Annotated in this window: 16 protein-coding genes and 1 pseudogene; 4 read left to right on the top strand and 13 right to left on the bottom strand. The window is 39.1% G+C overall.

Annotation, left to right across the window (positions count from 1 at the left end):
- Positions 1 to 126: 126 nt before the first annotated feature.
- The gene (locus tag LC419_RS10045; protein ID WP_223607210.1) at positions 127 to 1,074 is read right to left on the bottom strand and encodes a beta-1,6-N-acetylglucosaminyltransferase; all 948 of its coding nucleotides are present in this window, start codon (positions 1,072 to 1,074) and stop codon (positions 127 to 129) included.
- A 492-nt stretch (positions 1,075 to 1,566) separates the two neighbouring features.
- Between LC419_RS10045 and LC419_RS10040 the strand changes: the two genes are divergently transcribed.
- The gene (locus LC419_RS10040; protein WP_223607209.1) at positions 1,567 to 2,691 is read left to right on the top strand and encodes a DEAD/DEAH box helicase; all 1,125 of its coding nucleotides are present in this window, start codon (positions 1,567 to 1,569) and stop codon (positions 2,689 to 2,691) included.
- A gap of 88 nt (positions 2,692 to 2,779) precedes the next feature.
- Entirely contained in the window at positions 2,780 to 2,974 is a 195-nt protein-coding gene (locus LC419_RS10035; RefSeq protein ID WP_034730837.1) for a cold-shock protein, read from the top strand.
- 119 nt (positions 2,975 to 3,093) lie between these two features.
- Here LC419_RS10035 and LC419_RS10030 read toward each other — a convergent pair.
- Together LC419_RS10030 and LC419_RS10025 are read right to left on the bottom strand one after the other, a co-directional pair.
- Positions 3,094 to 4,002: pseudogene (locus LC419_RS10030) on the bottom strand (helix-turn-helix domain-containing protein).
- Positions 4,003 to 4,147: 145 nt separating this feature from the next.
- Positions 4,148 to 5,077, bottom strand: a complete 930-nt coding sequence (locus tag LC419_RS10025; protein WP_223607208.1) for an NAD-dependent epimerase/dehydratase family protein — start codon at positions 5,075 to 5,077, stop codon at positions 4,148 to 4,150.
- A gap of 254 nt (positions 5,078 to 5,331) precedes the next feature.
- On the opposite strand from LC419_RS10025, the gene lgt reads away from it, so the two are divergent.
- Positions 5,332 to 6,168, top strand: coding sequence for a prolipoprotein diacylglyceryl transferase (gene lgt / locus LC419_RS10020; RefSeq protein WP_223607207.1), 837 nt, complete (start codon positions 5,332 to 5,334; stop codon positions 6,166 to 6,168).
- A 544-nt stretch (positions 6,169 to 6,712) separates the two neighbouring features.
- Here lgt and LC419_RS10015 read toward each other — a convergent pair.
- The 4 genes from LC419_RS10015 to LC419_RS10000 form a co-directional block, all read right to left on the bottom strand.
- Complete coding sequence (locus LC419_RS10015) at positions 6,713 to 7,414, bottom strand: LytTR family DNA-binding domain-containing protein (protein ID WP_223607206.1); 702 nt, start codon at positions 7,412 to 7,414, stop codon at positions 6,713 to 6,715.
- Positions 7,395 to 8,465, bottom strand: a complete 1,071-nt coding sequence (locus LC419_RS10010; RefSeq protein ID WP_223607205.1) for a sensor histidine kinase — start codon at positions 8,463 to 8,465, stop codon at positions 7,395 to 7,397. Before LC419_RS10010 ends, LC419_RS10015 begins: the two co-directional genes overlap by 20 nt.
- 82 nt (positions 8,466 to 8,547) lie before the next feature.
- Positions 8,548 to 8,943: a DoxX family protein gene (locus LC419_RS10005; RefSeq protein WP_223607204.1), complete on the bottom strand. Its 396-nt coding sequence runs from the start codon at positions 8,941 to 8,943 to the stop codon at positions 8,548 to 8,550.
- Positions 8,944 to 9,216: 273 nt separating this feature from the next.
- Positions 9,217 to 9,972 carry an SDR family oxidoreductase gene (locus LC419_RS10000; protein ID WP_223607203.1) on the bottom strand — a complete coding sequence of 252 codons (756 nt, stop codon included), beginning with the start codon at positions 9,970 to 9,972 and terminating at the stop codon, positions 9,217 to 9,219.
- 792 nt (positions 9,973 to 10,764) lie between these two features.
- On the opposite strand from LC419_RS10000, the gene LC419_RS09995 reads away from it, so the two are divergent.
- Positions 10,765 to 11,193, top strand: a complete 429-nt coding sequence (locus tag LC419_RS09995; protein WP_223607202.1) for a cold-shock protein — start codon at positions 10,765 to 10,767, stop codon at positions 11,191 to 11,193.
- A gap of 106 nt (positions 11,194 to 11,299) precedes the next feature.
- Here LC419_RS09995 and LC419_RS09990 read toward each other — a convergent pair whose 3' ends face one another.
- The 6 genes from LC419_RS09990 to LC419_RS09965 form a co-directional block, all read right to left on the bottom strand.
- Positions 11,300 to 12,751 (bottom strand): efflux transporter outer membrane subunit, encoded by a 1,452-nt coding sequence (locus LC419_RS09990; RefSeq protein WP_223607201.1) that lies wholly within the window; start codon positions 12,749 to 12,751, stop codon positions 11,300 to 11,302.
- The gene (locus LC419_RS09985) at positions 12,732 to 15,854 is read right to left on the bottom strand and encodes an efflux RND transporter permease subunit (RefSeq protein WP_223607200.1); all 3,123 of its coding nucleotides are present in this window, start codon (positions 15,852 to 15,854) and stop codon (positions 12,732 to 12,734) included. The genes LC419_RS09990 and LC419_RS09985 overlap by 20 nt, the downstream gene beginning before the upstream one ends.
- Positions 15,855 to 15,880: 26 nt before the next feature.
- Positions 15,881 to 16,921: an efflux RND transporter periplasmic adaptor subunit gene (locus LC419_RS09980; RefSeq protein ID WP_223607199.1), complete on the bottom strand. Its 1,041-nt coding sequence runs from the start codon at positions 16,919 to 16,921 to the stop codon at positions 15,881 to 15,883.
- 106 nt (positions 16,922 to 17,027) lie between these two features.
- Positions 17,028 to 17,279, bottom strand: coding sequence for a hypothetical protein (locus LC419_RS09975; protein ID WP_223607198.1), 252 nt, complete (start codon positions 17,277 to 17,279; stop codon positions 17,028 to 17,030).
- Between the two features lie 248 nt (positions 17,280 to 17,527).
- On the bottom strand, positions 17,528 to 17,989 hold the full coding sequence (locus tag LC419_RS09970; RefSeq protein WP_223607197.1) for an SRPBCC family protein: 462 nt from the start codon (positions 17,987 to 17,989) through the stop codon (positions 17,528 to 17,530).
- 14 nt (positions 17,990 to 18,003) lie between these two features.
- Entirely contained in the window at positions 18,004 to 18,651 is a 648-nt protein-coding gene (locus LC419_RS09965) for a murein L,D-transpeptidase catalytic domain-containing protein (protein WP_223607196.1), read from the bottom strand.
- Between the last annotated feature and the right edge of the window lie 4 nt (positions 18,652 to 18,655).

The raw sequence follows: 18,655 nt of genomic DNA, 5'->3' as shown, positions 1-18,655 counted from the left end.
CCTTTTGGTTTAGTAGTAACGAAATATAAGTTGGAACAGCTTTTTATGTCCACTAGCCTCTTGTTAATCACAGGAGGTTTTTATTTTAAAGCAAACAAGCACGGTAGTAATTAAGTATGTACGGAATTAATTATCCTGTCTTCTGTCTATTTTGAGCTCCCTTTCCACCTCATTTACGTTCGGTAAAGGAAGATCATAGCTTTCAGCAATGTATTTCAGGACCTCTTCTTCTGTTTTATCATTTATTTTTCTGATAAAAAGATGATTGGTGGTTTTTAAAAAGAGAATAAGCTCATCTGGCGTCTGCTTCTTCCCGAATATAGACTTTTCAATGACCGCTCTTTTATCATCATTCACAATGAGATCGTTAAAAGAAGTGTTCATCAGGACGGTCTGAAAAAATGATTCTGCCGGCAGGAATGTATGAAGGTAATAGTCTTCAAAATTCATCACCCTTTTATTATTGGCTAGAAAAGCGCAGGTATCCCTCGTAAAGATTACCCATTTCCCTCCTATGTAGGGTGTAACATCCTTCATAAACTCCCTTTTATACATCAGCGATGAGATCTTATAAGACAGTTCCGTAAAATGATTCTGTATCCTCTGCAGGGTATCCGGACGGTAAAACTTCTGGTCATAATAGAAAAGGTAATTTCTTCCCCTATTCGCTGTCAGGAATTTTCTGATGATATTCTGTGATTTTAAAGGATAATCTTCACCGCTCAGATTAACGAAATAGTCCCATTCCTGGCTTACATTTAGCAGAAACTCCATGGCATCAAGCTCAGCCTGAATCATACTGAATCCACCGGAAACGATGTTGATACTTTCCAGAATATAAACATTGGGAAACTTAACAAGGAACATCTGGATTTCATCGGTGATTTCTTCCTTCGCCTTCCGGTCGATATGAATCAGGTAAAACTGGTCTCTCGTGTAAATCTTCTGAAACATGGCTTTGAATACTTCCGGTTTATGATGTATCATAATGAAGTAGGCAATTCTCACATGCTGATCCGAGAGGGATGCTAAAGTCTGGGGCTGGGGGCTGGTAGAAGGAGCGGAAGTCTGCATAAGAACGGATTTAAAATCATCCGCTTGGGGCAAACAATTCTGTTAACGTGCGAAAGCTACGAATAAATTTTTGATAATCAATTATTTAAAGCAATTATTATTCAGTTTGTTTATTGTATTTTTGCAAAGCATTTATAAGAACAGGCCTCTGCCTTTTGCTATTCTGTAACAGTTTAAAATCTTCATTTTTCTCTTTCAGTTTTGCTTTTTCAGCTGCCCGACTGCTTCCCTGATTTTCAGGTAAAAATAAAAGCAGTTATAAAATTCAGAACGGCATGGGTTCATTTAGATCCTGCTTTAAGAATGAGAACGATACGATATTGCAAAGCTCAGCACATATATTCCCAATAGGATATAGTGTCAAAGTTAATGCAAAGTAAAATAATAAGTAAAGGTAATGTATCCAAGTGGATATCCATTATTTTTATACAAGACAACAATTCAGATCTTAACCGATTTGGCCACTCAGAACCGGATGTCCGGTAGTTTATAATGAGTTTTAAAAATTTAAATTTAATAAATCCTATAGTCCGCGCCGTTACAGAAGCCGGATATTCCAAGCCCACAGAGATACAGTATACAGCTGTTCCACATATTTTAGCGGGAAGGGATATTATAGGATATGCTCAATCCGGTACAGGAAAAACTGCAGCATTTGCCATGCCTATTCTGCAACTGTTAAAAAGAAATACACCCGATCATAAAGAAATACGCACATTAATCTTAACGCCAACCCGGGAATTAGTCCTGCAGCTGGAAGAAAGTTTTAAAGTGTACAGTAAATATTTACCTTTATCCCAGCTTTCCATCTTTGGAGGCGTTTTATCAGGAAGCCAACTGGCAGCTCTGAGAAAAAGAGTGGATATTCTTATTGCAACTCCCGAAAGATTACTGAATCTGGTAAGCCAGAGACATATAGATCTCTCTAAAATCGAAATACTGGTTTTGGATGAAGCTGACCGAATGGTTGATATGGGATTCGCAGAAGATGTGAAAAAAATCCTGAAACTGATTTCTCAAAAAAGACAGACTTTATTCTTCTCTGCAACAATGCCGTCTGATGTCCGCAAATTTGGGGATGCCATGCTGAATAACCCTGTTGAGATTACCATAGACCCGGTTTCATCTCCGGTGCAGGCTATTAATCAGTCCGTTTACTTTGTTGAAAAGACCCAGAAAACAGATTTGCTGATCAATATACTGCAGGATGTATCTATTTTACGTTCACTGGTTTTTACCCGCACCAAGCAGGGCGCAGACAAACTGGTTAAACAACTGGAACGTACAGGAATTTTTGCAGCCGCTATTCATGGGAATAAATCCCAGACCGCAAGACAGCAGGCCGTAGAAGATTTCAAAAACAGTAAGATCCGTGTTCTGGTAGCCACCGATATTGCAGCCCGTGGAATCGACATTGAGGAGCTTCCTTATGTAGTTAATTACGAGCTTCCTGATGTCCCTGAAACCTATGTTCACAGGATTGGAAGAACCGGAAGAGCGGGAATGAAAGGAACAGCTGTTTCTTTCTGTGACGAAGGGGAACGTTCTGATCTAACCAATATTCAAAAACTGATAGGCTTTATTATGCCTGTCGCCAAACTCCAATATCTACACTAAATCACAATAATATAATACCCGGACTCTATTTCTGAGAAGTTTCAGAAAAAAGTCCAAAAAATAATACAACAATTTTAATACAATTACAATGCAAGAAGGCACAGTAAAATTTTTCAACGAAGCAAAAGGTTTCGGATTCATTTCTCCGGCAGACGGAAGCAAAGACATTTTTGTACACTCTTCAGGATTAGACACTAGATCTATCCGTGAAAACGATAAAGTAGTTTTCGAAGTACAAAAAAGCGACAAAGGTTTAAATGCAGTTAACGTAAAGTTAGCATAGTTTGAATATAACGTTTAAACGAACATTGACTGATCAGTAGCAATGCTTTTCATTCGATGTCCGTTCAAAACCTCTTACTTGATGTGAGAGGTTTTTTTGTTTGAACACATCTTTTATCATTAATTAAAAGAATCTCTGAATTCCAGTGGAGAAACCGACATCCTGTTTTTAAATAAACGGTGAAAAGACTGCGGATGCTCAAAACCAAGCTGATAAGCGATCTCAGAAACCGACAATAAAGTGGTAGATAATAATTCCTTTGCCATTTCAATCAGTCTGTTCTGAATATGCTGCTGTGTGGTCTGACCGGTCTGAATCCGAAGCATATCGCTCAGATAATTGGGACTTACCCCAAGTTCGTTCGCCATGAGCTGAACGGTCGGAATTCCGTTAAGAATCAGCTGATCACTTTTAAAATAATGATCAAGCAGATTCTCAAGTCTGGTCAGAAGGTCATTGTTCACTTTTTTTCGGGTCAGGAACTACTGGCTGTAAAAGCGGTCGCAGTATTTTAGCAAGAGATCTATATTGGACACCAAAAGATCCTGGGTAAAGGAATCCATATTATTCTCTGTTTCCTTTCGGATATTGTCAATAATATCCATCACAGACTTCTCCTCACTTTCGGAAAGATGAAGGGCTTCATTGCTGGAATAGGAAAAATAACCGTAATTCCTGATCTCACCGGCTAAAGGATATCCCTGCAAAAAATCAGGATGAACGGCGAGAACACTCCCTTCCACTTCGGAAAGCAATATATTTTCAAACTGCATGACCTGCAGTGGTGCCATGAAATACATAATTCCTTCATCAAAATCATAATACTGCTGCCCGTATTTAAATGTTCCTGCGCAGTCTTTTTTAAGGGCCACTACATAAAAATCTGTTGTTACAGCACTCAACAGAGTTGCCGGATCTACAGAAACATCCGTAAAATCAAAAACGCTGATTAGTGGGTTGGAAGGTTTTTTAAGCTTCAAATACCGATGGAGCAGACTAATAGAAGATATTTTTTCCGGTGATTTCATGAGGGTTTTCAATTATTGGATACAAAGATGGGAGCTTGAAGAAAGAAGTTATTGAAGTCGGAAAGAATAGCTATAATCCAGATATAATTTTTAAAAAACTGTTTTATTATTAACTGTCCAAACGTATCTTCATTCCTTAAAATTACTATTTTTTCTGTTCTTCTTTGATCTGTTCTATCCCTTGTTTGTATGAGGTTACTTTAAAATCAGGGAATCGTTTTCTGAATTTTGAGTCATCAAATATATTATCATATCCGTATCTTGGGAGTAATTCCTGAAGTTCTTTCATGTTTTTATTAAAAAAAGCACCTATTTTAAATACAAACTTCGGAATGACAGCATATCTTAATTCTATACCATAAATCTGAGATGCTAAGGCAATGAACTGTTTATAGCTAAGCTTATCACTATCTACCGGAAGATGCCAGGTCTGCCCAAATGCGTCCGGTGTATTTCCTATCAGAGCTGTTGCTCTGCTGGCATCCGGTGTCCAGATCAGGCTTCTTACAGTGCTGTCTTTTAAAGGAACTTTCAGTTTCCTGTTATCTTTGATATTATTAAAAACCAAAGTATTGGTGATGCTCTGCGTCTTTCCGGGACCATAAAATTCAGGAGCACGGCAAATGACGGCTTCTATTTGTCCGGTTTCCATTTCTTTCAAAAGCATTTCAGCCATCTGCTTTCTCACTCTACCCTTTTTACCAACGGGTGCAAAAAGAGTCTTCTCAGTCAAAACCTGACTGTCCTGAGGATACATATATGTATTATCAAAAAACACCAGTTTTGTACCGTTGATTTTACAGGCATCGATTACATTTCTCAATATTGCTGAAAACTGCTTCTCCCATAAATCTGTATTCATCGGTAATCCTAATGTAAAATAAGCAATTTCACTTCCTTTTACTGCTTCAATAGCTTCTTTCCGGTTTGAAAGATCTGCCGGAAACAGTGTATCTGTGTCATTTACTTTCACAGGTTTTCTGCTCACGATTTTGATATCTGACGTATAATTTCGTTTCAGTTCTTTTGCTAATTCTTCTCCAATCTGTCCGTTGGCCCCTAATATTGTTTGCATAATTTTTATTATTTACCTTGTTACAGGAGATTTTGTTATGACAAAGTTCCGTAATCCGCTCCATGAAATAGTATCTTAATTCAGGTAATTTGTAACAGAATCTCTGCTTATATTAGTATTAAAAATTTACGTATTCCCAGCCGTAAAACATGATATATTCCCCCAAAATATCCTAAAGTTTAGCTTCCGTTCCTTAAAAACGGCTATATCCTGCTATATTTGTCCCCTAAAAAATAATTCTATAATTATCATCAATGAATTTATTATACGTTAACTGGGATGTAAGTCCCGAAATTTTCAATATCGGCGGATTTCCTCTGAAATATTACGGAATGTTATTTCTTGCCGGACTTGTCTTATGCTACACGATCTTAAAGACCATCTATAAAAAAGAAAATCTAAGTCAGCCCGCTCATGAAGCCCTTTTTTCTTATGCATTTATAGGAATTTTAGTGGGTGCCAGATTAGGACACTGCTTATTCTATGATTTTGATTATTATTCCCAACATCCGATAGAAATATTCCTTCCGATCCAGAAAGGAGCTGACGGAGCCTATCATTTTTCAGGATATGCAGGACTGGCAAGCCATGGCGGCGGAATTGGGCTGATTATCATGCTTCTGGTTTATGCCAGAAAATTCTCGATTAAGTTCATGACGGTTCTTGATGTCATCGCCATTGCGACACCACTAGCCGGAGCATTTATCAGGCTCGGAAACCTGATGAATTCTGAAATTATAGGAACACCTTCTGATGCTCCATGGGCATTTATTTTCAGACATGTGGATAATATCCCGAGGCACCCCGCGCAGCTGTATGAAGCGATTTCTTACCTGACAATCTTCCTTGTGGTCTATTTGATTTATACTAAAAATATCTTTAAAGTAGGAAAAGGTTTTTACTTCGGAATCACTACTCTGCTTATCTTTATTGTGCGATTCTTCGTGGAATTTATAAAAGTAGATCAGGTTGATTTTGAAAAAGGAATGAGCCTGAATATGGGTCAGATTTTAAGCATCCCGTTCCTGTTTTTGGGACTGTACTTTATTATTAAAAGCATCCGTGAGAAAAGAGAAGTGAAAGTTTCTTAATCGTTCGTTCGGGTTGACAAGGATTGCTCCAAACCGTGCCCCGGAAAGATTGATACAGAATCTGAATTTATTCTAAAATATACAGTTAAACGTCTTCGGGGTCTATGGATTCCGGAGACGTTTTTTTTTGGTAAGCACAATAAAAAATTGGCTTAAGGTCATTAAGCCAATCCGCATTCTTCAGTGAGAATACTTACATCCACATATATATTCTAATTATTGCAATTGGTCGTTTTCTTCTTCAAATCTCTTTTCACTCCTGCGAGTTTGTCTGATTGATTTGTTTAACACTTCAAAGTTGGTTAAAACAACGGAAGAATAAAAGAAACAGCTATCAAATAAGGATTTAGGTCTATGAAGGAGTTTGAGAATCGGAGGGGTTTAGAGTTTAGAGATCCGGGGTTCATGTTTCGGATTTAGAGATGCGAGGTTCGGGTTTAGTGATTGAAGTTTTTCATTATACTTTTTAATTCAAAATCCACGATTCATAATTCACTCATTCACCTCAGCCTCTTAATCTCAGCCTCTTAATCTCAGCCTTTACCTAAAACTCTATAGAAGGCTTGTAAGTTCTTCCAATCGGAAGTTTTTTACCGTTCACCTGTATCATACTCGCAGAACGAACTTCAATTTTGGATCTGGAAACAATATATGATTTATGAATTCTGACAAACATTTTCGGGTCAAGGCTTTCTTCTATTTTGCTGATCGGCATTTTTACAGTCACCGTTCGCGCTTTAGTATGGATATGGATATACTCTCGCAAGCTTTCAATAAAGAAGATATCATGAAGAATAATCTTAATCTGCTTTTTTCCGCTGCTGATAAAAATATGCTCGCGGTCTGCAGCTTCCAGAAGCGCTTCTTCGGCATTCATGAGGTATTTAAACTTTTCAACAGCCTTTACAAACCTTTCGTATGGAATGGGTTTCATCAGATAATCCACAATATCAAGTTCATATCCTTCCACGGCATACTGATGATAAGCAGTAGTAACGATCACAAGAGGTGAATTGTTTAATTTTTTAAGGAAATCAAAACCTTTGACCACCGGAAGATGCAGATCCAGAAACATCAGATCTATTTCATGTCTGTTCAATAGACTTCCGGCATAAACGGCGTCGGAACATTTAGCCACCAGATGAAGCTCTTCATCCCTCGAAACAAAATTTTCAAGAATCTCTGCGGCTATCGGTTCATCTTCTACGATAAGGCAGTTGTATTTTTTAGAAGCGGGATGTGTCATTGAAATCAATAATTAAGGTTACAATATACCGGTCATTTGTACTTTCAACAGTGAGAATATGCTTTGGGTAAAGCAATTCAAGTTGTCTGCGGATGTTTTTCAGTCCTATTTTTGTGGAACTTCCGTGAGGTTTTTCTTCTTTTGAATTTTCTATGTGGTAATGAAGCACTCCGTTTTTAAGTTGAATATCAATATGAATAAAGCTTTCACCCAAAGTTTCAGAAACCCCATGTTTAAAGGCATTTTCTACAAACTGGATCAGGATAAGCGGTGAAATTTCTTGCGAAGGGTTGTCGATATCTTCATTAAAACGGATCACCAGATCATGATGCCGGATCTGCTGGATCTGAAGAAAATCTTTGATATTTTCTATGTCTTTGTCTATTGAAATAAAGCGTTCGGCTGCCTCGTAAATATTATACCTCATCACCTTGGAAAGCTGCAGGATTACATCAGGCGTTTCATCTGCTTTTTTAAGAGCCATTCCGTAAATATTATTGAGGGTATTGAACAGAAAATGGGGGTTGATCTGGGCTTTCAGCATGGTCAGTTCCTGATCCAGCTTTTCTGATTTCAGCAGGGAAATCTGTTCTTTCAGCAAGTTTTTCTGTCTGGTAATTTCTACTCCAAAGATCAAACCCGCCATAAATATTAGATCCATAAAAGAATTGAAAGCCACCAATCCATTGATAAACCCTGAAGGTTGCTTTCCATCGAGCGTTTCTACAACACCATATATGTAAGGATAAATAATATAATGGGTAAAAAATCTGTGAAACAGAACGGCTGCAACAAAAATAAAACAGTAGAGCATATAGCTGAAAAATCTCTTTGTACCGGTTTTCTCATACACATACAGCAGCGAATACGCCAAAGGCATTTTAATCAAAAAATATCCGAGTTCCAGAACAATACTATTCTGAAGCCTGGTCTGCCATTCCACATCAGGAAACTGATACCTGGACCAGTAAAAGTCCAGATAAACCTCCAGAGTATAATACAATATCCAGAAGAGCAGATGAACATATAATTTTGATTTTGTGTCCGGCATCTAGCGCAATAGGTTTTACTATGCAAAATACCATCTTTCGGCGGAAAATAAAAATAAGGTCCGGCTAATCCGACGCAACCGTCTACGAACTGCGCTTTTCTATCTTTTCAGAATGATATTCCGTAAAAATCAACTGTAAAAAACAACATATCAGAAGCACATTGAATTCAATGCCGTTGGCACCACCACCTACAACATACCAGCCATTCTGCCAGTGTACAAAATAAATTCCTAAGAAAAGAATGGGAATATTCAAGAAAGAAACGATCTTCACATACCGGTAAGACCAGATCAGAAATACGGAAAAAAGATGGATCAGTTTCACGGCCCACGCCAGATAAATCCCGAAAGGACTGAAACCTATGGTATCCAGATAATGGCGCCCAAAATCATTGACATCACCACTGAAAATAGAAACAACACTGTGCATCAGTAAAATAACTGATAAAGCGGAACGGAGATAGAAATTCTTTTTCATGAATCCAAATTAAAAAATCATGTAAAGGAATGGGAATCAATGCCTATCAACGGCTTAAAAGTGTATATAAAGGAAGAGAAGCCAGAAGAGGGAGGATGGAAGTTACTGGAGGACGGTTGATGTATAGCAGCAGTTTTTCATTGCTTTGTATTTTAATGGTAATAATAAAACCTAACTAACTGAATTTGAAAAGCATTAATCATGTCAAGGTTTTGAACCCTGACATGGTTAAATTAGGACTTTCCTCTCCCCGCTTCCATCTTCCCAACCTAATTATCTTGTTGTGTATCCGCCGTTTGCAAAGATGGTCTGACCTGTGATCCACCAGCCTTCTGTTACCAGAAATTCAACCAAAGGAGCGATATCTTTAATATCGGTCAGTCCACCCAATGCAGATGCAGATTTGTGGTAAGCCACCGCATCATCAGATTCCTGTCCGTAAAAGAAAGGCGTATCCATGGGCCCCGGCGCTACTGCCGTTACGGAAATTCCTCTCTCACCAAATTCCTTGGAAGCAGCTCTTGTAAAATGTTCCACCGGAGCTTTTGCCCCTGCATAGGTAGAATACAGACCTGTGTAAGCAGCCAGTAAAGAGGTCACAATGGTACAGATTTTTCCATTATCATTCAGTTTTTTACCGGCTTCCTGAAGAAAGAAATACGCTGATTTTGAATTAACATTGAACATGGTGTCATATTCTTCCTCCGTGGTTTCGGCAAAAGGTTTTTTCAGGACCATCCCTACTGTATTGATCGCGATATCAATGCCTCCGAATTTAGAAACAGCTTCATCAAAAAACGCTGCTATATTATCGACTTTTGTAAGGTCTCCCTGAAACAAAAATGCTTCTGCTCCCAGGGCCTGAACTTCTGCGAGGGTTTTCTCACTGTCTGCCCTGGAGCTTTCACTGTTATAATGAATGGCCAGTTTTGCTCCCTTTGCTGCAAAACCTCTGCTCAGCAATCCTCCTAAATTTTTGCCACCTCCGGCAATTAATACGACTTTTCCTTTGACATCTTGTGTTGACATTGTATTTTTTTTAAATGTTATTAACCAAAGATGGGCAATAGCATTCAATTCATCATGGTGAATCTTTCGGAACGTGTAAGGAATTCCGAATTTCATACAAATGTTGTGATAAACTATGAATTCAATTAAAAAAAATAATCATTTTTTAAGATACCACACGAAGGATATATCACATTACATACCAATACAATACACCCTTCAATCCTCCTGAAATCCGACATTTATTCAATAGAAATCCAAAATAAGTGATTTTTAGGCACAGCATTTGCAGCTCTGTAAACCGTATTATACACCACTTCATTTTTATAATATATTATTTTTCATAATCCTCAGTTTGCTGGGGATTTTTTATTTTTACCGACTTTTAAATAAAGCATATATTTAATAGAAAGTCATCAAGGCCGTCTCATTATATTTACCGGACTCTGTTTTATTCCCTCTGTCATTGGATGGAGTGAAGGTTCTGTTTTTATACGGGGGGAAATACATTTTGATAATCAATGATTTAAAATAGGTTTATTCAGTTAATTATCGTATATTTGTATATTAATTAATAGGCCGCTGCCTTTGCCCTCTGTTATAGTATAGAAATTCTTTCTTATCAGTTCCCGCTTTTTCAGATGCCTCATTTTTTAAAAAATCACTTCTTTTACTGATGAACGACCAAAAACAAAACTGTTTTCAACGTTTCGTTTCATAAAGAAGAACAGACGGACGACTGCGGGCTTACCCAGCATATGGCAGATCAGGTAGACAAATATTACAATATAAAATTAAATACTAGAATAATTTATGGCAGACTCTTTTTCTAAAAAAGAAAATTTCAAGAAAAAAATTCAAAAGCAAAAAGAAAAAGCGCTGAGACGCGAAGATCGTAAAACGAATAACAACAAAGGTGCGGACGATGTTTTCATGTATGTAGATGAATTCGGAAGACTTACCTCTACACCTCCTGAAGACAGAGAAAGACTGGAAGTAAACATTGACGAGATCCAACTTGGTGCAGCTCCGATTATTGCGGAAGACATCAGAAAGACCGGAATCATTACTTTCCACAGTGAAAAAGGATATGGTTTCATTACTGAAGACAACAGCAAAGAAAATGTTTTCTTTCACAACAACAGTTGTGCACACCCTGTAAAAAAGGGGAACAAAGTATCTTTCGAGAAAGAAAAATCTCCGAAAGGATTCTCTGCAGTTAATATCGAGCTGGTTAAATAATCAGAGCTTTAGCTTTACTATAACAGATCTGTTTCATTGCAGGTCTTGTAAAAACAATAAAGAAAGCCGCCCTCAGGGGCGGCTTTCATCGTAAAAAAAGTAAAAATCAATCCAGTTTCCCGCCTAATGCTTTAAAAAGTAAGACATTATTCCTGGTATTCTGATGCTGAAACTGGAGAAGATCCAGCTCAGCGGTCAGTTTGCTTTTCTGAGAATTGATCAGTTCAAAATAATTGGCATATCCCGTCAGGTACAGATCATTGGAAACTTCCACACCACGGTCCAGGAAACCTACCTCTTCCGATTTCAGCTGGAGCATCCTTTCATAAATCTTCGTCTGTTTCAGAATAGACTGAAGCTCATTGAATGCTGTCGTAATGCTCTTCTGATAATTGAGAAAAGCAATTTCCTGTTCTTTCCCGGCGACCTTAAAATCATGTTTCAACTGTCCTTTATTAAAAACTGGTACCATCAGTCCTCCCAACAGCTGCCCGGCCAGAGAACCAGGACTGAAGAAATTTCCGGCAGAAAAAGAATTCAGTCCGAAACTGGCTCCAAGATCAATTTTTGGATAAAAAGCAGCTCTTGCCGCCTTTGCATCGGCCTGAGAAGCTTCCAGCACATAATAATTCGCTGCAACATCCGGCCTTGAATGAATCACGGATTCTACATTAATAGTTGTATTCAGAATGTCCATATTGGTGGGCATCAGTAAGGTTCCGCGTTTGACTCCACCGCCGTAACTCCCTGTTAATGTTGTGATGGCCTGTTCTACCGTTACAATCTCCACTTTTATATGTTCAATTTCGGCCAGCCAGTTATTATTCTGTGCTTTAAACTGCTGAACAGCCAGTTCCGTAGCTTTTCCTACTTCCCTCTGAGCGAGCACTATTTCGAAAGCTCTCTGCTGAAGATTATAGTTTTTCTGATAAATCGCCAGCCGGTTGTCCAGTGCAACCAGCTGATAATACAGGTTGGCAATATCTGTAAATAACTCTACCTGCAACAGAAGAAGCCCTTCTGTAGAAGCCAGATATTTTTTCTGGGCCGCCAGTTTTTTATTCTTAAGTTTTCCCCAGGCGTCAATTTCCCAGCTGCTTCGTGCACCCAGCCAGTAATTCGGGGTAAAATCGCGGTTGATCTTCTGATCTTCTGTAATGTTGGGTGACAGATTAGTATCATAATTCCCAACGCCTTCCATGGTATATTTCCCATAGCGATCCCCTGAAGCAGAGGCTCCTATTTCAAGAGAAGGCAGCAGATCCATCTTCGAACGCTGTAAAAAACTGTTTGCAATTTCTACCCGTTGCTGCGCAATCTGAAAATCAGGATTAGCCTTTACCACCTTCTCAAAAAGATCCAACAGATAAGGATCCGTAAAATAGGCTTTGAGATTAATCTGCTGAAAACGGTGTGCATCTGAAATATTTTCAGTTTTTATCACTTCATTCGGCAGTGTCTGCGCTTTTTTCAGTTCAGTCACCTTTGGAACGGAGCATGATACTATGCTCAATAACGCCATTCCATACCCTATATTTCTAAGATTTGATCTCTTCATTTTTCTTTTTATTTTCAAGTTTTGCAAAGAATATATACAGCCCCGGAATCACCACCAGACCGAAAACAGTACCGATAAGCATTCCACCTGCAGCCGCAGTACCAATGGAACGGTTTCCTACTGCACCGGCTCCTGAAGCTATACACAGCGGAATAAGACCTGCTATAAAAGCAAAGGATGTCATCAGAATAGGACGGAGACGTTGTCTTGCCCCTTCTATCGCCGCCGGAACAATATCATATCCCTGTTTGTTTCTGGCTACAGCAAATTCCACGATAAGAATTGCATTTTTTGCTAAAAGCCCAATCAGCATTACTAATGCTACCTGTGCATAAATATTGTTATCCAGCCCTGTAAGCACAAGCGCTATATAAGATCCGAAAATTCCGGTCGGAAGGCTCAGCAGTACAGGCATCGGAAGAAGGAAACTTTCATATTGTGCTGCCAGTAAGAGATACACAAACAAAAGACAGATCATGAAAATATACACCGTTTGATTTCCTGATAAAATTTCTTCCCGGGTCATCCCGGACCATTCTATATCAAAACCTCTCGGAAGGGTTTCTTTCGCTATACGCTCTACTGCACCAATGGCATCTCCTGAGCTGTATCCGTCTGCAGGTTCCCCATTGATCATCGCAGACATATACATATTATACCTCGTCAAAACTTCAGGTCCGTATACTTTTTCAATGGTGATAAAGGTTGAGAAGGGAACCATTTCGCCTTTGTCATTCTTTAAATACAGATTCAGAATACTTTCGGGTGTATCCCTCTGTTCCGGATCTGCCTGTACCATTACTTTATACATCTGACTGAAGCGGATAAAATTGGTCGCATAATAAGATCCTAACATCGTTTGAAGCGTAGACATCGCATTGTCTACAGAGATTCCTTTTTTCGCTGCCATATCATAATCCATGTGGATCATATACTGCGGAAAAGTAGCATCGAAGCTGGTAAAACTGTTCTGAAGCTCAGGAGATTCATTCAGTTTCTTAACGAAATCTTTTGTGATCTTATCTGTATTTTCAATCGTCCCACCTGTTCTGTCAAGGAGACGCAGCTCAAAACCGCTGGTATTGCCAAATCCAGGGACGGTAGGCGGAGCAAAGATCTCAATCTGCGCATCGGCAATGCTTTCTGTCTTATCAGAAAGTTCAGCGATCAGTTCATTTACAGACAGATCTCGTTCTTTCCAGTCTTTAAGGTTGATCATCGCCATTCCGTAAGAAGAGCCTGCAATTTCTGTTACAATGCTGTATCCGGCAAGTGTGGTTACATTTTCTACTCCTTTTATTTTCTTCGCCATTACGGTAACCTCGTCCAGTACTTTTTCTGTTCTTTCCACTGTAGCTCCCTGAGGTGTTGTAACGCTTACGTATACCATTCCCTGATCTTCCATCGGGATAAATCCGGTTGGAAGGAATCTGCTGGTGACAATAGTCAATACAATGAACAGAAACAGAATTCCAAAGGTAACGACCGTTCTTGTTGCAAATTTTGATAAAATCCCTACATAACTTTCGGTCAGCCTTTCAAAACCTTCGTTGAAGCTCTGGAAAAACTTATCGACAATGGTTTTCTTTTTGTCATGATTATGGGGTTTTAAAATAATAGCACAGAGTGCCGGAGTCAGTGTCAGTGCATTCACTCCCGAGATGACAATACTTATGGCCAATGTCAGTGAGAACTGGCGGTAGAATACGCCCACGGGACCTTCCAGAAATGCTACCGGAATAAATACGGCAGACATCACAATGGTAATCGCTACAACCGCTCCTGCTATTTCTTTGGTGGCACTAATGGTTGCTTCAAGAGGTTTCATTCCTTCCTCCATTTTTACATGGACGGCCTCGACGACGACAATCGCGTTATCCACCACAATTCCAATGGCGAGAACTAGAGCAAACAGAGTTAAAAGATTCACAGAAAAATCCAGCATATCCATAAAAGCAAATGTTCCTACCAATGCAACCGGAACGGCAAGCACCGGAATCAAAGTGGAACGCCAGTCCTGAAGGAAAATAAAAACAACAATTCCCACAAGAACAAACGCCTCGATAAGTGTCACTAATACCTCACTGATAGAGGCATCAAGGAATCTGGAAACATCATAGGCCATATTATATTCCATTCCGGGAGGAAATGAAGTAACTTTTAATTCTTCCATTTTCGCCTTCACGTTTTCAATGACTTCGGAGGCATTAGAACCCGGCCGCTGCTTCATCATAATGGATGCAGATGGTCTTCCGTCTGTCTTGGAAACCATTCCGTAGTTCATGGCTCCGAATTCCACTTTAGCAATATCTTTCAGCTTCAGGATGGTTCCGTTCACATCGGATCGGATCGGAACTTCCTCATACTGTTTAGGTTCAAAGAATTTACCTTTATATTTAATGACATACTGCAGCTGGCTGGAGGTTTTTCCTGATGTCTCTCCTACTTTCCCGGGTGCTGCTGAAATATTTTGTTTCTGCAGGGAACTGATCACTTCATCTGCTGAAATACTGTACGCTGCCATTTTCTGCGGATCCAGCCATATCCTCATAGAATATTCTTTCTGCCCCATGATCTCGGCACGCCCCACTCCATCGATACGTTTCAGTTCCTGAAGGACATTGATATCTGTAAAATTGTAGATGAACTGTTCATCCTGGCCCGGATCTGCACTCGTGATATTGAGATACATCAGCATGCTGTTCACCTCTTTTTCTGTAGTAACTCCGGCCCTGATTACTTCTTCCGGAAGTTCATCAAGAATAGTGGTTACCCTGTTCTGAACGTTCACTGCCGCCACATCAGGATCGGTACCTACTTCGAAAAATACCTGAATTAAGGTAAGTCCGTCATTGGAGGTCACTGTAGACATATACGTCATTCCGGGAACCCCGTTAATTGCACGTTCCAAAGGAAGCGCTACCGCATTGGCAGACACTTCGGCATTGGCTCCGGTGTATTTTGCAGTTACAGTTACCGAAGGCGGTACAATATCCGGAAACTGTGTGATGGGCATCTTCATTAATGCCATAATTCCCAGCAGTACAAATACAATGGAAATCACCAACGAAAGCACCTTTCGTCTTATAAACATTTCTACCATGTCAGTTGATTTAAAGAGATGAAAGGTTAATACTTCTTTTTAATTTTGATCACATCACCATCTTTTAAAGACTGCGTTCCTTCATAGATGATTACATCTCCCTTTTTAAGACCTCCTTCCACCACATAAGAATCTCTCAGAGTAGTTCCAATCTTAATACCGGTCATTTTCACTTTGTTCTGTTTGTCTACGACAAATACGTAGGTTTTATCCTGGATAGAGAATGTGGATTTCTGAGGAATCAGAATGGCATTGGCCTGATGCTCGGAAATAATCAGTTTTCCTGAAGTACCATGTTTGATAAGGCGGTCAGGGTTTGGGAAAAGCACTTTATACCGGATAGAACCGGTAGTTCTGTCTATTTCTCCTTCTGCTGTTTTCAGGGCACCGTTAAACTGATAATTGACTCCATTCGGGAGGGTAAGTTCTATTTTCTGATGATTCCCGATCTTATCATTAGCCAGCAACTCAAAATACAGGTTTTCAGGAATGGAAAAATAGGCGTACACCTCATTCAGCTGGGATAAAGTGGTCAACAGGGTTCCGTTTTCAACAAGACTTCCTTCTTTATGGGGAATCACATCGATCACGCCGTCAAAAGGTGCTGTGACTCTTGTGAAACTTATTTTTTGCAGAACTGTTTTTCTTTCGGCATCGGCAAAGGCATGTTTCGCTTTGGCAGATGAAAGTTTTGCTTTGACCATTTCCAGCTCGTTATTCGCTACAAATTTTTTGGTATGCAGACTCTGGATCTGTTTCAGCTCCACTTCTGCAACGCGTACGTCGGCATCGGTCTGCTTTAAAGCAGCATCAGCTTTTAAAAGTTCCATCCGAAGCTCAGCGTCACTAATTTTAAAGAGCGTCTGGCCGTGGTGAACAAACTGCCCTTCATTGACATATATATGCTCAATGATCCCTCCGATCCTTGAACGGATATCTACATTTTTCTTTGCCTGGATATCGGTGACGAACTGGTTGTTGACGAGTGTATCTTTTTCTTTGATTTCAAGCACGGGAACTTCTTTGTCCTTTGCTATATTTTTTTTGTTGTCTTTACTGCATGACACAGCGAATAATATTGCAAAAATGCAAATTATTATATTTTTAGAATACATCTTAAAGTATTTAAGTTATGAGATATCGTTAAAATAAATTGATTGTCAATAACTTAAACTAATACAACTGGAGAAGATGGAGAAATGATTTTACGCCACAGATAATAGATATGGCGATAACAGGAAGGCTGATTCTGGACGTAATCTGAGTGATTGCCGAGAAATCTGCCGGGGTATAACCGTCTTTACGGACTGAGTATTTTACTATTTTTGAGGCAGCGGGCAGCGCGTGGGTATTCATATCCGTTTCCTCGTAGAAATCGAGAATATGAACGTTTCCTATATTCGGTACACAGGGAATATTTCCCATTGATTTTTCTGCCCATTTCGAATTGAAAAGGGTAAAAACCAATATGAAATAAAAAAAGATAAGTGACCTCAGACCTGCCATGTCAATAAGAAAAACTTTGTTTTTTTAGTAAAAACGATAGTTCCGCGAAACTAGGAATTTTAGACGGGTTCTCAGGCATGCCGAATGTTAAAAAAACTTAAATACTGCTTTATATCATTAAAAAATAAGGTCTTTGAAGTATTTCAAAGACCTTATTATATGCAGGCTCATTTTGTATTGAACATTTTCTCCAACACGTTATAACGGTAATCGAAAATATGCTCCAGTTTCTTTTTAACAAAAAGCGGATGGGCTATTTCACCTAAAAATCCCATCGGAAGCTCATAATCAATCGTATCTTTCATCAAAACTCCTTTCTCATTGGGAATGAATTCATGGTGATGGTGCCAAAGTTTATACGGGCCTTTTCTCTGGAGATCAACAAAACTCTTTTGAAAATCCACCTTAAGGATTTCTGTCTGCCATTTCATTTTTATTCCGAAAAGGGGTGAGACATAATAATCGATGAGCATTCCTTCATAAATTTCATCGTTTTCCATAGTGGTAAGAACAATAAAATTCATGTCTTTCGGGGTGATCTCGGAAAGATTATTGGCAGAGGAGAAAAATTTCCAGGCGGTTTCTATGCTACAATTAAGCTGTTGTTCTCGAAAAAGACGGTGTTTCATAATTTATCTGTTCATTACTGATATATCCACATCAAAACGGGTTTCCCGGCTTGCTGAATCATAGGATCAATTTCTTTCATCGCATTGTTGGAAACTGTGGGACAGCCCCATCCTTCCGGAGATCCTTTTGGAAAGACTTCCTCATCGCTCATCTGATCCCATGAATGGAAAACAATATACCTTTTCAAAGCATTGCTGTTTGTTTCTTCCAAACCATGCATCAGATATTTGATATTAATTCCCCAATCGCTGTGGCCCCTTCCCTGCAGTTTATATTTTCCCAAAGCTGAAAGATGGCTTCCGTCTTCGTTGCTGAACTTCGGACTATCTTTTGAAGCGTCTGAACTCCATGGGTTTAAACCACAACCGTGGCCCACAAGATATTTTTTAGCAACTGAATTCGTGTTAAAATCCCAGACAAAAAACCTTTTAGTTCCGGAATGAAGGCTCATATCAATCAGAATACAGAATTCTGTGCTGAGTTTTTTTGAAACACAAAATTTCAATGCTTTATCAGCCTTTGATTTCATTTCAGATGGGTCCGCTTCCGGCCTTTTTTCTGTTTTAATAACAGGATTCGCTACAACAGGATGATTTCCTCTGGATTCATTACTGCATGCCAATATAAGGTGAACAGCAAGAATTACGGCAAGAATTTTCATCAGA

Source organism: Chryseobacterium sp. OSA05B, from assembly GCF_019970065.1.
In the GTDB taxonomy this organism is placed as follows: domain Bacteria; phylum Bacteroidota; class Bacteroidia; order Flavobacteriales; family Weeksellaceae; genus Chryseobacterium.
The sequence above is the reverse complement of the archived record's forward strand: the minus strand, read 5'-3'. Positions and strand labels throughout refer to the sequence as shown.